The 14,671-nt window shown below is 61.1% G+C and carries 9 protein-coding genes and 9 tRNA genes; 4 read left to right on the top strand and 14 right to left on the bottom strand.

Annotated elements, in window-relative coordinates:
* The first annotated feature begins 42 nt into the window (after positions 1–42).
* The 3 genes from tpiA to CK910_RS16155 all read left to right on the top strand — a co-directional run bounded on the left by tpiA (position 43) and on the right by CK910_RS16155 (position 4,541).
* A complete protein-coding gene (gene tpiA / locus CK910_RS16165; protein ID WP_098983982.1) occupies positions 43–798 on the top strand; it encodes a triose-phosphate isomerase in 756 nt (251 codons plus the stop codon).
* Positions 799–946: 148 nt separating this feature from the next.
* Positions 947–1,918 (top strand): 6-phosphofructokinase, encoded by a 972-nt coding sequence (pfkA, locus tag CK910_RS16160; RefSeq protein ID WP_042652255.1) that lies wholly within the window; start codon positions 947–949, stop codon positions 1,916–1,918.
* Positions 1,919–3,284: 1,366 nt separating this feature from the next.
* Entirely contained in the window at positions 3,285–4,541 is a 1,257-nt protein-coding gene (locus CK910_RS16155) for an amidohydrolase (RefSeq protein WP_098983981.1), read from the top strand.
* 72 nt (positions 4,542–4,613) lie between these two features.
* Here the strand turns inward: CK910_RS16155 and yjjG are convergent, their stop codons facing one another.
* From yjjG to CK910_RS16100, 11 genes are all read right to left on the bottom strand, one after another.
* Entirely contained in the window at positions 4,614–5,294 is a 681-nt protein-coding gene (yjjG, locus tag CK910_RS16150) for a pyrimidine 5'-nucleotidase (RefSeq protein ID WP_098983980.1), read from the bottom strand.
* Positions 5,295–5,302: 8 nt separating this feature from the next.
* Positions 5,303–6,799, bottom strand: coding sequence for a M17 family metallopeptidase (locus CK910_RS16145; protein WP_043141984.1), 1,497 nt, complete (start codon positions 6,797–6,799; stop codon positions 5,303–5,305).
* Between the two features lie 189 nt (positions 6,800–6,988).
* A tRNA-Met gene (locus CK910_RS16140) sits at positions 6,989–7,065 on the bottom strand.
* A gap of 102 nt (positions 7,066–7,167) precedes the next feature.
* A tRNA-Met gene (locus CK910_RS16135) sits at positions 7,168–7,244 on the bottom strand.
* Between the two features lie 102 nt (positions 7,245–7,346).
* Positions 7,347–7,423 (bottom strand) — tRNA-Met (locus tag CK910_RS16130).
* A gap of 103 nt (positions 7,424–7,526) precedes the next feature.
* Positions 7,527–7,603 (bottom strand) — tRNA-Met (locus CK910_RS16125).
* 102 nt (positions 7,604–7,705) lie between these two features.
* A tRNA-Met gene (locus CK910_RS16120) sits at positions 7,706–7,782 on the bottom strand.
* Positions 7,783–7,884: 102 nt separating this feature from the next.
* Positions 7,885–7,961 (bottom strand) — tRNA-Met (locus CK910_RS16115).
* A 102-nt stretch (positions 7,962–8,063) separates the two neighbouring features.
* Positions 8,064–8,140 (bottom strand) — tRNA-Met (locus tag CK910_RS16110).
* A gap of 102 nt (positions 8,141–8,242) precedes the next feature.
* Positions 8,243–8,319, bottom strand: a tRNA-Met gene (locus CK910_RS16105).
* A gap of 93 nt (positions 8,320–8,412) precedes the next feature.
* Positions 8,413–8,489, bottom strand: a tRNA-Met gene (locus tag CK910_RS16100).
* A 196-nt stretch (positions 8,490–8,685) separates the two neighbouring features.
* Between CK910_RS16100 and glgX the strand changes: the two genes are divergently transcribed.
* On the top strand, positions 8,686–10,749 hold the full coding sequence (glgX, locus tag CK910_RS16095; protein WP_098983979.1) for a glycogen debranching protein GlgX: 2,064 nt from the start codon (positions 8,686–8,688) through the stop codon (positions 10,747–10,749).
* A gap of 69 nt (positions 10,750–10,818) precedes the next feature.
* Here glgX and CK910_RS16090 read toward each other — a convergent pair whose 3' ends face one another.
* From CK910_RS16090 to CK910_RS16080, 3 genes are all read right to left on the bottom strand, one after another.
* Positions 10,819–11,538 carry a hypothetical protein gene (locus CK910_RS16090; RefSeq protein ID WP_098983978.1) on the bottom strand — a complete coding sequence of 240 codons (720 nt, stop codon included), beginning with the start codon at positions 11,536–11,538 and terminating at the stop codon, positions 10,819–10,821.
* A 195-nt stretch (positions 11,539–11,733) separates the two neighbouring features.
* Complete coding sequence (locus tag CK910_RS16085; protein WP_043141992.1) at positions 11,734–13,371, bottom strand: ATP-dependent endonuclease; 1,638 nt, start codon at positions 13,369–13,371, stop codon at positions 11,734–11,736.
* A gap of 262 nt (positions 13,372–13,633) precedes the next feature.
* Entirely contained in the window at positions 13,634–14,512 is an 879-nt protein-coding gene (locus CK910_RS16080; RefSeq protein WP_378040519.1) for a helix-turn-helix domain-containing protein, read from the bottom strand.
* Between the last annotated feature and the right edge of the window lie 159 nt (positions 14,513–14,671).

Raw genomic sequence — 14,671 nt, 5'->3', positions numbered from 1 at the left:
CGCAATCAAATGCCTCAGCCCCCCCCCTAGGAGAGTTACAAGATGAGACAGCACCTGGTAATGGGTAACTGGAAACTGAACGGCACCAAAGCTTCTGTCGAAGCTCTGATCAAAGGACTGACCCCGGCTGCTGCCGCTCATCCTTCTGTGCAAGTCGCCGTCTGCCCGCCGGTTATCTTTTTGGGTCTGGTTGAGCAGCTGACCGCTGGCAGCAAGATCGCCTACGGCGCCCAGAATGCCGACCTTCACGAATCCGGCGCCTTCACCGGTGAAAACGCCCCCTCCATGCTCAAAGCCTTCGGTTGCACCTACTCCCTGGTCGGTCACAGCGAGCGTCGTACCCTGCACGCAGAGAGCGACGACGTGGTTGCCGCCAAGTACGAAGTCATCCAGAAAGCTGGCCTGGTGCCGGTACTGTGCATCGGTGAGACGCTGGAACAGTTCGAAGCCGGCGTGACCAAGAACGTGGTTGAGACCCAGCTGAAAGCCGTCATCGACCGTTGTGGCATCGCCTCCTTCAGCAACGCCGTGGTTGCCTACGAGCCGGTATGGGCCATCGGCACCGGCAAGACTGCTACCCCGGAAATCGCCCAGTCCGTCCACGCTCACATCCGTCAGTACCTGGCCGGGTTTGACGGCGCCGTGGCTGCCAAGGTACAGATCCTGTACGGCGGCTCCGTCACTGGCGCGACCGCAGCCGATCTGTTCGGTCAGCCGGACATCGACGGTGGCCTGGTGGGTGGCGCGTCCCTGAAAGTGGACGACTTCTCCCAGATCATCGCTGGCGCAACCAAGTAAGCTGTTGCCCAGGAGGGGGCGCTTGCCCCCTCCTGCATATCGCTTTTCCTATGGCGGCCCCCGCATCCCATACGAAAGCCGATATAGTCAATGTGGCTTATCTCATTTTCAAAACTTCGTATTAGACAACTCAGATCCAGAGGCACTCATGACCAAACAAATCAAACGTATTGGTGTTTTGACCAGTGGTGGTGACGCACCGGGTATGAACGCAGCCATCCGCGCCGTGGTGCGCGCCGGTCTGCATCATGGCCTGGAAGTTTACGGCATCTATGATGGCTACCTCGGTCTGCATCAGGACAGGATCGTCAAGCTGGAGCGTCACAGCGTCTCCGACGTGGTCAACCGCGGCGGCACCTTCCTGGGTTCCGCCCGTTTCCCCGCTTTCAAAGACCCGAAAGTGCGCGCCGAAGCGATCGAAAATCTGAAAAAACACGGTATCGACGCCCTGGTGGTGATCGGTGGTGATGGCTCCTACATGGGTGCCAAGAAGCTGACCGAGGAGGGTTTCCCCTGCATCGGCCTGCCGGGCACCATAGACAACGACATCGCCGGTACCGACTTCACCATCGGCTTTGATACCGCCCTGAACGTGGTGGTTGACGCCATCGACCGTCTGCGCGACACCTGCAGCTCCCACCACCGCATCTCAGTGGTCGAGATCATGGGTCGCCACTGCGGCGATCTGGCCATGTCTGCCGCCGTTGCCGGTGGCGCCGAGTACGTTATCGTACCGGAAGTGACCTTCGACAAGGACAAGCTGCTGCAACAGATCAAGGAAGGCGAAGCCAAAGGCAAAAAGCACGCCATCATCACCATCTGTGAGCACGTCACCGACGTGAATGCCCTGGCCAAGGACATCGAAGCCATGACAGGCCGCGAGACACGCGCCACCATTCTGGGCCACATCCAGCGTGGCGGCTCGCCCACCGCGCGCGATCGCATCATGTCCAGCCGCATGGGTGCCTTCGCCGTTGAACAGCTGCTGGCCGGTCAGGGTGGCCGCTGCGTCGGGATCCAGGGCAACGAGATGGTGCACCACGACATCATCGACTGCATCGAGAACCTCAAGCGCCCGTTCGATCAGGAGCTGTACGATCTCTCCACCACCCTGTTCTAAGCGCCTGTCGCTTGCTCAGCCTGTTGTGACAAAAAACCCTCCGCTGGAGGGTTTTTTTTATGCACGTCGTGTGCCCGGCAACGGGCGGAACCGGCAGCAGTGCAGGCGCCCTCTCTCTTGCCACGCCCTCTGCTGCGCTGTTTTCCAAATCTTGCCCCCCATACCCGCCATACCGGCGAGCGGAGCGCCTCCCTGGCCCCTGGATAGTCAACGACAGCCCTCTCGCCATCGGCGAATGGACGCGGCTTCCTTGCCAGGGTTTGGCGGCTCACGACATCCCGGGTCTGCCGGCTGGCGGGATTGCCTTTTCTGCATCGGTTGCAGGATCAGCCCCCAGATCTCCTCCCATCACCACAGGCGCCGGTGGCGTCAGCCACACTCATCGCTAGCACAGAGCCGTATCGTCATCCCGGGGGTGCTGAGAGCCTCTCGGTCACTCAATGCCGTTGCACCGGGGCACACAGACTCATGGCATAAGAAGAAGGTGAGCCCAGCGCAGGAGCCGTCATTCGTGCCCCCTCAATGGCAAGCCCCCCATCATGTTCGCCATTTTTTGCGTACTGACTGAGAAACGGGTACCGCGCCCGCTCTCTGAAAGAGGCGCCCTGTCAGGCTTCAAGGTACAAGATGCGACAAAAAATGGATGCACTCTTCAAATTCAGCCAAGGGACAAGGCAACTGGCTTTCGACGACATTTTCAGACGCCACAGAGGGGCTTGAAAGCGGATTAAATTTCAAAAAACTCAGAAAAGCTCCATACAAAGCCCACTGAAAAATTGACACGAACAAAACATAACATAATGAATTTTATAAATTTATACCACATACACAGAGCACGCATCGGCATCACACAGAAGGCCAGATGATAAAACAGACGCTAAAATGCAAAAATGAAGCTTTAGATGCTTCAACCTCATAAATTGCCACATAAATACATTTTACTATTGTTTTACCGCACAATTGTGGTATCTTGGTCCCATCAACAGTCAGCCAAGGGAGACAAAATATGAAAGAGTTTGTTGTTACTGCCGTTTTTACCGTGTTTTTCACTCTGGTTGCCGTCTCTCTGCCGTCGCTGTCACAGCTTTGAGCCGGTTAGTCATCCAGAATTGTGTATTGCTGAATGACAGCCATAGCCCAGGCGCTGACTAATTCACCACTCTCTGTCTTTTTTGGCTGTTTCACCCAGCGTGATATCGAAAGCCTTATTTAGAACTGGTTGATGCACACTATATAAGCTGCATGTCACTGCCACCGTCCACAAGGGGAGCCTCACAGCTCCCCTTGTTGCATTTGCCGCTCCGGGATTTACTCTTGCTCCCCTGCCCGTCACAATATCCGCTGGACTCGCCATGCAGGAATTACCATGACCCAAGATGCTCTACGCCAGTGGCGTCGTGATCTTCATCGTCTGCCCGAAGCAGCCTGGTGTGAATTTCGCACCAGCTCCCTCATCGCTCACCACCTCTCAAAACTCGGATTTGAAGTCATGCTGGGGGACAAGCTGCTGGCCAGCAACCTCATCATGGGACGGGAGGTAGACGTACAAGCCCAGAAGGAGCGCGCCCTGCGTCAGGGGGCACATCCCGACTGGCTGGCCCGCATCGAAGAGATAACGGGTGTGATGGGCGTGTGGGACAGCGGTCGTCCCGGCCCGACCCTGGCCTTTCGCTTCGATATCGATGCGGTGGAAGTCGATGAGAGCCAGGATGAGCTGCATCCCCCCAGTCAGGAAGGGTGGCAGTCTCGCAATGCCGGCTGGATGCACGCCTGTGCCCACGACGGACATACCGCCATCGGGCTGGTACTGGCCGAGCGGATCGCAGCCCTCGCCGAGCGGTTGAACGGCCGTATCAAGTTGTTCTTCCAACCCGCCGAAGAGGGCTGCCGTGGCGGCAAGGCGCTGGCGGCGGGCGGTCAGCTCGACGATGTGGATGCCCTGCTGGCGCTGCACATCGGCATTCATGCCAACAGTGGCGAGCTGGTGGTCAATCCTACCGAGTTTCTCTGCTCCACCAAGTTCGATGTAGAGTTTCTGGGGCGCGCCGCCCACGCGGGGCTTGAGCCCAACGCGGGCAGCAATGCGCTGGCGGCAGCCTGCACGGCGACCACCGCCATGCTCGGCATTGCCCGCCACCGCGATGGCATGACCCGCATCAACGTGGGCCAGCTCAGCGGTGGCAGCGGTCGCAACGTGATCCCGGGCCATGCCCGCCTGCAGGGGGAAACCCGTGGCGCCACCCCGGCGCTTAACGACTATATGTTCGGCCAGGTGCAGCAGATAGTGGAAGGGGCCGCCATGATGCAGGGCGCCACCTACCTCATTCGCAAGCAGGGGGAAGCCATCGGCATCGAGAACAGCCCGGCCCTGCTCGAGGAGATAGTGCCGCTTGCAAAGGCGCTCAAGCTTGAGACCATCCACACTCGCCGCTTTGGTGCCAGCGAGGATGCGGGCTTTCTCATCGAGCGGGTGCAGCGCAACGGCGGTCAGGCCGCCTATCTGATCCTGGGGGCCAATCTGGCGGCGCCCCATCACCATCCGGAGTTCGACTTCGACGAAACCGTACTGGAACACGGGGTCGCCCTGCTCGAATCCTGGCTGCTCAGTCGCCTGGGTACCTGATAGATGACAAGATGACAAAAGGCAGCCCAAGGGCTGCCTTTTTTGTTGCTGGTGAGCGGCTCGCCGCTTGGCTTACTGCCCCAGCACTATGGTGGAGAGGTGGGCAAAGTGGTGGATCTCGTGGGTCGCCTCGCACTCGGTGTCGTGGCGGTCCGGGTTGTACCAGCAGGTAGCCAGCCCCTGCGCCGCGGCACCGGCGATGTCGGTCTTGGGGTTGTCCCCCACCATCAACACTCGCGCCGGGCTCGGCTGCCCCATCAAGGCCAGGGTATGCTGGAAAATGGCGGCGGCCGGCTTGGTCACCTGTACCTCGTCCGAGATGACCAGCGGCTCGAACCAGTCGCTCCAGCCCAGCTTGCTGAGGCGACCCCGTTGCGGCAGGCTGAAGCCATTGGTGATGATCCCCATCCGCACCCGGCCTTTGAGGGCCTGCAGTGTCTCCAGCACCCCCTCCAGCGGCACGCTCAGGGCGATGATCTGCTGCAAGAAGGTGTCGTTCATCGCCATGGGTGCCACATCCACCTGCTCGGCAAACAGGGAAAAACGGGTCTGCTGCAGGTGGGTCGCATCTATCTCGCCCGAGTTGTACTGCTGCCACAGACTGTGGTTCAGAGCATGATATTCCGCCATCTTGGGGGGCGTCGGCGTCACGCCGTAGAGCTGCAGAGTCTGCTCCAGGGCCTGGGCGACCGGGAAATCGAGCAGAGTTTCGTCCAGATCGAACAACACCCAGTCATAACTTGGTACTTTCACGGGATCCCTTACTGTTCTTGTTCATCGAGTTCATGGCGGCGGCCCAGCGGGCTGGCGAGCAAGTCCAGCGTCAGCCTGACCCCGAATCCGGTCACTTCACTGCTGACCACGCCATTGCCCCCCTTGCTGCGAAAACCGCTCAAATCGAGGTGCAGCCAGGGGGTCTGAGCAGGCACGAAGCGGTTGAGAAAACGGGCGGCATCTATGTGATCCGGCGATGCGCCCGGCGCACACTGTAACAGATCGGCCCACTCGCTATCGAGGTTGTCGTCATAGTCCTCATCCAACGGGAAGGGCCAGACTCGCTCACCGCTGCGCTGGCCCAGGCTGATCAGCTCGCCGAACCACTGGGGCCGGTTGGTAAAGGCGCCGCTGTAACGGCTGCCCAGTGCCCGCTTGCAGGCCCCCGTCAGAGTGGCGTAATCGATCAGCAGATCCGGATTATCCTGCACCGCCATGCAGAGGGTATCCGCCAGCACCATGCGCCCCTCGGCATCGGTATCCACCACCTCTATGGTGGTGCCGTTGAGCGCCGTCACCACCTCCCCCGGCCTGTAAGCGAGCGGGCCTATGTGGTTCTCGGCGATGGCGAGCCAGCAGTGCACCTCATAGGGCAGGCGGGCCCGGCTGATCGCATAGAGGGCGCCCAGTGCCACTGCGCTGCCACCCATGTCCAGGTGCATGCCATACATGCTGCCGGCGACCTTGAGGTTGTAACCGCCCGAGTCGTGACAGATCCCCTTGCCCACCAGGGCGACCCGGCGCACCGGATTGGGCGGGCAGTAACTGAGCTTGACCATGGCGGCCTGGTTGTCTTCCGAGCCTCTCGCCACCGCGATGAAGGCGCCAGCTCCCCGTTCGGCCAGTTGGGCCTGATCGTACTCGTGCCACTGCCAGCCTTCGACCTGGGCCAGCTGACGTGCCCACTCCCGATAGCTGCGAGCGGTGAGATCGGAGGCCGGCGATACCGCCAGATGCCGCGCCATGCCATTGCCTTCGGCCTCGGCGTAGATCCGCGCCAGATCCAGCACGCAGCGCGGCGACACCGCAATCTGCTGATAGCGCCACTCATCCTCGGCGCTATGCTTGTGGCTCGGCAGCGGCACATTGGCCGCCAACAGGCAAGCCAGCGTCAGCTCGGCCAGCTGCGCCCTGTCCCCCTCGTCAAACCCTTCCAGATGCAGCCCCATCCGCTCGATCTTGAGTCCGGCCAGCGGGGCTATCCAGGATCTGGCCTGCTTGTAGAGGGCGTGATCCCGGGTGGGACGGGCTCCGATGAAGATCACCAGTTGCAGGCTGTTATGCTGCACCAGGCTGTATGGCGCCTTCTGCCCCAGCGCTATCTGGGTTGCCACGGCGGCAAACTCAGGTCTGGCCAGAACAGAGTCGCGCAGATCTTCGGCGACAAGCAGCAGGTTGGCCGAGAGCCCGTTGCCCATGGCCTGGCTCAGGGTGGCATCATGAATGTCGATCTGGGGGGGGAGATAAGTGAACTGTTGCATCATTGGGCAGAGGCCTCGTCCATGAAGAGATATCACTGATGATACCCAACAAAGCGCGGTGGCGGCCAGATTTGCACTTGAAAATCAATATCAAGCGTGATTATGCGTACATATGATGAGCAACCGGAAACGGTGCGAAACATAACGAGTGGAAAACAAGAGGAAAAACGAAATGGAGAAATAGAAGAAAGTTGGTTGCGGGGGCCGGATTTGAACCGACGACCTTCGGGTTATGAGCCCGACGAGCTACCGAGCTGCTCCACCCCGCGTCCGAATTGTACTGCCTTCATCACCACACACTACCGAGCAGAAGTAGTGTGCTGTCTTTACGTTCATCGCTTGGCATCAGCCTTGCCATGAGCACAAATAGTTGGTTGCGGGGGCCAGATTTGAACTGACGACCTTCGGGTTATGAGCCCGACGAGCTACCGAGCTGCTCCACCCCGCGTCCGAATTGTACTGCCTTCATCACCACACACTACCGAGCAGAAGTAGTGTGCTGTCTTTACGTTCATCGCTTGGCATCAGCCTTGCCATGAGCACAAATAGTTGGTTGCGGGGGCCAGATTTGAACTGACGACCTTCGGGTTATGAGCCCGACGAGCTACCGAGCTGCTCCACCCCGCGTCCGAATTGTACTGCCTTCATCACCGCACACTACCGAGCAGAAGTAGTGTGCTGTCTTTACACCCACAGCTCTGCATCAAGCATTGCTATAAGCACAAATAGTTGGTTGCGGGGGCCAGATTTGAACTGACGACCTTCGGGTTATGAGCCCGACGAGCTACCGAGCTGCTCCACCCCGCGTCCGAATTGTACTGCTTTCATCACCACACACTACCGAGCAGAAGTAGCGTGCTGTCTTTACGTTCACCGCTTGGCATCAGCCTCGCCATGAGCACAAATAGTTGGTTGCGGGGGCCAGATTTGAACTGACGACCTTCGGGTTATGAGCCCGACGAGCTACCGAGCTGCTCCACCCCGCGTCCGAATTGTACTGCCTTTATCACCACGCACTACCGAGCAGAAGTAGCGTGCTGTCTTTACGTTCACCGCTTGGCATCAGCCTCGCCATGAGCACAAATAGTTGGTTGCGGGGGCCAGATTTGAACTGACGACCTTCGGGTTATGAGCCCGACGAGCTACCGAGCTGCTCCACCCCGCGTCCGAATTGTACTGCCTTTATCACCACACACTACCGAGCAGAAGTAGCGTGCTGTCTTTACGTTCACCGCTTGGCATCAGCCTCGCCATGAGCACAAATAGTTGGTTGCGGGGGCCAGATTTGAACTGACGACCTTCGGGTTATGAGCCCGACGAGCTACCGAGCTGCTCCACCCCGCGTCCGAATTGTACTGCCTTCATCACCACACACTACCGAGCAGAAGTAGCGTGCTGTCTTTACGTTCACCGCTTGGCATCAGCCTAGCCATGATCACAAATAGTTGGTTGCGGGGGCCAGATTTGAACTGACGACCTTCGGGTTATGAGCCCGACGAGCTACCGAGCTGCTCCACCCCGCGTCCGTATTTTTTCCGAAGTGGCCGAGCAGTAGCCAGTTCGAATTCTCTTTATCTTCAATGCCTTAATTGGCGTTGTCGACTCGGAAACTCAGATGGTTGCGGGGGCCGGATTTGAACCGACGACCTTCGGGTTATGAGCCCGACGAGCTACCGAGCTGCTCCACCCCGCGTCTGAGGTCGCCAATAATAGGCGCCAGCGCTCAGATTGCAAGTAAATATCCTAAAAAAACTTCATTCGTAGGTTAAAGCGGCACAAAGTGAAGGAATTTGCAACAGGGCGCTGTTTTTTCAGACAAGCAGGTTTGGGGCCAGCTTGGCGCACTACACTGAATTGGATTGTCACTCCTCGTTTTGGGTAGGTTTATCATGCGCATATCCGCCGGTCATTGCCGTCAATTGGGGGCCACACCCGAGCACGACGGCGTCAACTTTGCCATCTGGGCCCGCCTGGCCAGTCGGGTCGAACTGCTGCTGTTCGCCAGTGCCGACGATACCGCCCCTGAAGTGATCCCTTTGTCACCCCGTCTCAACCGCACCGCTTACTACTGGCACATCCATATAGAAGGCCTGCCACTGGGTCAGCGCTACGCCTATCGCATTCAGGGCCCCTGGCGTCCCTACTACGGCACCCGCTTCGATGCGGACAAGGTGCTGCTGGATCCCTATGGTCGCAGCATTGAGCTGGGGCCGACTTACGATCGCTGGGCCGCGGCCCGTCCCGGCAGCAATCTGGCTGTGTGTGCCAAGAACCGGGTGGTGGATACCCGCGACTACGACTGGGAAGGGGACAAGCTGCCCGCCCACTCCCTCTCCCGCTCGGTGATCTACGAGCTGCATCTGGGGGGATTTACCAAGTCGCCGAGCTCAGGGGTGGATCCCGCCCTGCGCGGCACCTATCTTGGCCTCATCGACAAGATCCCCTATCTGCAATCCCTCGGCGTCACCGCCGTCGAGCTGCTGCCGGTGTTCCAGTTCGATCCCCAGGATGCCCCCAAGGGGCTCTCCAACTACTGGGGTTACAGCCCCATGTCGTTTTTTGCCCCCCACGCCCAATATGCCAGCGGCCCCGATCCGCTCACCGAGTTTCGCGACATGGTCAAGGCGCTGCACAGGGCCAATATCGAGGTGATCCTGGACGTGGTTTACAACCACACGGCCGAGGGGGGCGATGATGGCCCCACCTTCTCGTTTCGCGGCATAGACAACGAGGCCTACTACATACTCGACAGCAACCAGAAGGACACCAACTACTCGGGCTGCGGCAACACCTTCAACGGCGCCCATCCGGTGGTGCTGCGCATGATCATGGACAGCCTCCACTTCTGGCGCCAGGAGATGCACGTGGACGGCTTTCGATTCGATCTGGCCGCCATACTGTCGCGGGACGAGTCCGGTATGCCCCAGGCCAATGCACCTACCCTGCGCACCATAGACACGGATCCTCGCATCGCCGACATCAAGCTCATCGCCGAGGCCTGGGATGCCGGGGGCCTCTATCAGGTGGGCAGCCTGGCCGGCGCGCGCTGGCGTGAATGGAACGGCCAGTTCAGGGACGATGTGCGCCACTTCCTGCGCGGGGATGACAACGCCGTCGCCACCTTCGTGGAGCGACTGTGCGGCAGCCCGGACATCTACCACTATCACCACGCCGATCCGGAGAAGAGCATCAACTTCGTCACCTGCCACGACGGCTTCACCCTGTGGGACTGGGCCAGCCATGATCACAAGCACAACGAGGCCAACGGTGAAGAGAACCGGGACGGCTGCGATCACAACTTCAGCTGGAACCATGGCCAGGAGGGGCCGACCGAGGATCCCCAGATCAATGCCCTGCGGGTGCGTCAGGCCAAGAACATGATGGTGGCGACCCTGCTGTCGGTAGGCTCTCCCATGCTGCTGATGGGGGACGAGGTGCTGCGCACCCAGCACGGCAACAACAACGGCTACTGCCAGGACAACGAGACCTGCTGGATGAACTGGCAGCCCAGCGTCATGGGGCAGGAGATGTTCCGCTTCATGAAGGAGCTGATCCAGTATCGCAAGCACCTGTTCCAGCGACCCGAGCAGGAGAGCATGCCGCTGTCGCTGACCGAGATCCTGCGTCACAGCGAGATCTGCTGGCACGGGGTCAATGCCGCCCAGCCGGACTTCAGCCCCCACTCCCACGCTATCGCCATGTCGGCGCTCTCCAGCGAAACCAAACTGGCGCTCTATGTGCTGTTCAACGCCTACTGGGAGCCGCTCACCTTCAACCTGCCGAGCCCGCCCAAGGGGGTCGGTGGCTACTGGCGCCGGATCCTGGATACCGCCCTGCCCTCACCCCATGACATCTGCACCTTCGGCATGCCGCTGGAGGGGCTGACCCGGGAATACCTGGCCCAGCCACGCAGCAGTTGCCTCTTTATCTGCGGGGCCGACGACTTCTACTAGGCCCGGGTTGCGGCCAGCAAAAAGCCCACCCCGGGCAACCGGGGTGGGCTTTTTCATGACGCCAGTCGATCAGGCCAGCTGGTGCAGCACGCTGGTCGCCGCTATCTGGGCAATGATGAGGCCGCACAGGGCGGTGGAGACCACCACGGGCGCCGTCTCCCGCTGTTGATAGATGGGGCTGAACCAGAGCAGCAGGGCCGCAATCAGCAAGCTGGCCTGGGTCAGCACGCCGGGGATCAGGGCATCCAGCGCAGCGCCACTGCCCTGCCAACCCACCAGCACCGCCAGCCAGAGCAGGCTCAGGATGGCGGCCACCAGCCCGGCCACCGGCAGCAACAGGTTGAAGGCCTGCAGGCGGTGACGCGCCCGCAGCAGCATCAGGTGCGCGAAGGCCGCCCCCAGCAAGGTCATCTGCAGCAGGCCGCTCAGCCAGCCCTGGATTTGCAGCAAGCCGACGCCATAGACCAGCAGCGGCATGGCAGGCAGCCAGAGCAGGGTGGACGGGATGGCCCGCTTGCCCTCCAGCCGGGACTGGGCCAGCGACAGCACAATCCCCAGGATCAGGGCGGCACCCCCGCTCCAGATCAACCAGCTCGCCACCCTGGCCTCCACCGCCAGCATCAGGGAGAGGCCGGTGATCACCCAGATGGAGAAGAGCTGGGCCGTGATCCGCGAGCGCTGGCCCGGGCAGATGTCACCGCGCCACAGCACTATGCCGAGGGCGATGAGCGCCCCCAGCGCCATCAATCCGGTCAGGGGAAAGAGCCAAAAAGGGAGTTGGACGAACATGACGCCTCCAGCAGCAAGGATTCGGGATGCGCCTGTGGGGCGCCAAGAAGGGGCCGAGTATACCCAAACCGACTCCCAACCCCAATCCCTGCCTCCGGCGAGGGAGTGGGTGGCCGGCGCCCCGTCAGCCTGCCGGGACAACAGGGGCGATTCCCCTGGCCTGCATTCTCCTGCTCCAGGGGGCAGACGGGCGGATCAGCCCTGACCGCGCGCCAGCGCCACCACCTTGGCAAACATCTGGCGGATCACTGGCGGAATATGCTCGCCGCCGAGGCGCTCCGCCTCCTCCACCACCGCCAGTGCCATGCCCGGCTTGCTGCGGTGATGAATCGCCTTGTTGATGATGCGCCCGGCATTGAGGGTCGAGCGGCCACCGACGCCGGCCTCGCGCCTGAACACCGCCTCGAAGCCGTTGTGATAGAGGTAGTGCTCTATGTCCGCCGCCGGCAGCTGGGTCAGCCGATCCCGCTCCCGCTCCCCCTTGAGCAGCGCCCGGGCCGAGGTGGCGTATTTGATCCCCGCCTCGTCGCCATCGGTGAGCAGATGCCACTCGATGCCAAAGTCGCGCGCCACCTTGATGAGGGGTGACTGGCCGCACTGGGCGAACTCTATGATACGCACCCCTTCCGCTCGCAGGCTGTAACCGCAGATCTGGGCCAGCTCGGAGAGCAGCCAGATCTCCGTCTCCCCCTCCACCAGCAACCAGCAGCGGGCAAACATCGACATGGGGCGGTTGATGCGCACGTGGAAGGCAATCTTGCGCAGATCATCGCTGCTGTAACGCTCGCCACCGAGCTGATGGCAGACGATGTCCTGCTGGCGGCGCACCAGACGGCGCACCTGATTCAGGGGCAGGGAGGAGAGCAAGTCTCCCGAGTTGGTGGTGAGCAATTTCTGGCCAGGCAATTGTTCGAGCAGGCCCCAGGCCAGGGCCAGCATGGTGGGGTGCAGACGACTCTCGGGATCTTCCAGGATCATGATGGGGCGCGCGCCCTGCTCCAGCTCGCGGTTGCCACGGGCATTGAGCAGGGTGGCCGCCATGCCCGCCATCGCCAGCTGCAGCGCCCGGTTGTCGGCATTGCGCAGCAGCGCCTGCAGATTGCCGGGGTTGCGCAGCGTCATGGGGCGATTGACTATGTCCCGCTGGCTGCGGGGCTTGTTCTTGATGGGGGCCAGGGCATTGAAGTAGTGATCCATCAGCTGGCGCACCGCCTGCAATGCCTCTTTGAGCTCGGGCTCGCCGATGCGCTGGGGCTCGTCGATCAGCTTGTTGGCCAGCTGACTCAGCCGGTTCTGCGACAGATCGCTCCACTTAAGCACCTCCACTCCGCTGCGGGCGGTGCGGGCATCCCGCAGCCGGAATACCGGGTTCATGGTGATCAGCAGGCAGACCAGTTCATGGGCATTGTCGATGGGCAGGCTCTTGCCGATACCGTCGAGAAAGTCATGGGTGGTGGTCACGGAGCCGTCGGCCTCCAGCTCAGCGCTGGCGCGATAGTGGATGCGATGGAATTTGTCTTTGTGCTTGACCCAGGAGGCGCCCAGCCGGGCCAGACGATGGGAGTGCAGGCACATCTGGGGTCTGTGCTCACTGAAGGTGAGCACCAGTTGCAGATTGCGGGCGGGGGCGAGTTCGGGGTCTTCCGGCTGGTGAAAATCGTCGGCCTCGAACTGATAGGGTTCGGCATCCTGCCCCAACAGGCACCAGAGGGCGCGCAGCAGACTGGACTTGCCCCAGGCATTCTCACCGATGAGAACCGTGGTGTTATCCAGCCCGAGCGAGAGGCGATTTATCCCGCGAAAACCTTTGACTTCAATGCGTTCCAGAAACATGCGGCCATATCCAGTCCATCCTGATGGCGCAATAGTGGCAAAGTTGCCGGAAAAATCCTATCGGGTCGTGTCGATTTTCAGCGGGAACTGTGAGGCACTACGGGTTCGGGAGGGGTGGGAATACAGGTGCGATCTTGGGGGGCATTCCAGTGGCTGAACCACAGGTGGCGGGTACGGGTCTGACGTTTGCGATAATTCAATGGGCATTCCTTTCAATGGGTAAGTGGTAGATGGTACACCTGTTTTACCCAGAGTCTCAGCGTTATCTGTGACGATAGGATGACAATTGCGCGCGCCACTGGCCCGGCGTGAGGCCAAATGCCTCGCGAAAACGGTTGCCAAAGTGGGCCTGGGAAGAGAATCCGCACAAGATGGCGATGCTGGCCAGGGGCTCGGGGCCCGCCAGCAGCTGCTTGGCCCGTTTGAGGCGCAGCCCCTGCAGGTAGCGATGGGGCGGACACCCCAGACTCTGGCCGAACATGCGGGCGAAGTGGTATTCGCTGAGGCCCGCCTCCTGCGCCAGCTGGGCCAGGGTGACGGGCTCGGCCAGATGGGCCAGCAGGTACTCCTGCACCCGCCGGATCACCCCGGGTGCCAGGCCGCCACGCACCTCGGGCAGACTCGGCGCCTCCCGGGTGTGGTGGCGGTAGGCGTGCAGCATCAGCATCCAGGCGCCGTGGGAGAGCGCCATGCGATCGACACCGTGCTGCCACTCCAGCTTCATTAGCTGGGCCTGCACCAGTGCCGCCGCCTGCGGGTCGTCGATGAAGGTCTTGTCTTCCAGCAGCAGATGGCGCCCCTCCTTGTCGCAGGCCTGCTCGGCGATGCGGGTGAGGTGGGCCGGGGTGAAGTAGAGGTGGAAGAAGCGAAACTCTTCGCGCACCAGCCACTCGGATCTGTGGTGATCCGGCATGATGCACACCTTGCCGGTGCCGCCATGACCGCCGGGGCCATCGAGGCGCTCGGTCTGCTCGCCCCCCTGCAGATAGACGCTCAGAGTATGGTGGCCCGGCTTGTGGTAGCGGGTCTGATCGTAGCGGTTGCGCCAGCTGGCCACCCCAAGGCCGGGCTCCAGCCAGCAGGAATCTTCCAGCCGCGCCCCCGTGCTGACCAGTGCATCGAATACCCCTGCCCCTCTCATCTGCTGCACCCTTTATGCCCCGCTCTTCATGCCTGATGGCCATCTTACCGCGCCGCCGGACCAAACGCTGCGGCCCTGCGGAAAAAACCGCAAGATGGTGCAAGCCAGTCGCTCCGGCCCGCGCCATGCTGATCCTCATGCCCTCTTCACACCACAGGA

The sequence above is a fragment of the Aeromonas sp. CA23 genome (assembly GCF_002587065.1).
Lineage (GTDB): Bacteria > Pseudomonadota > Gammaproteobacteria > Enterobacterales > Aeromonadaceae > Aeromonas > Aeromonas bestiarum.
This window is presented reverse-complemented; position numbering and strand designations above follow the sequence as displayed.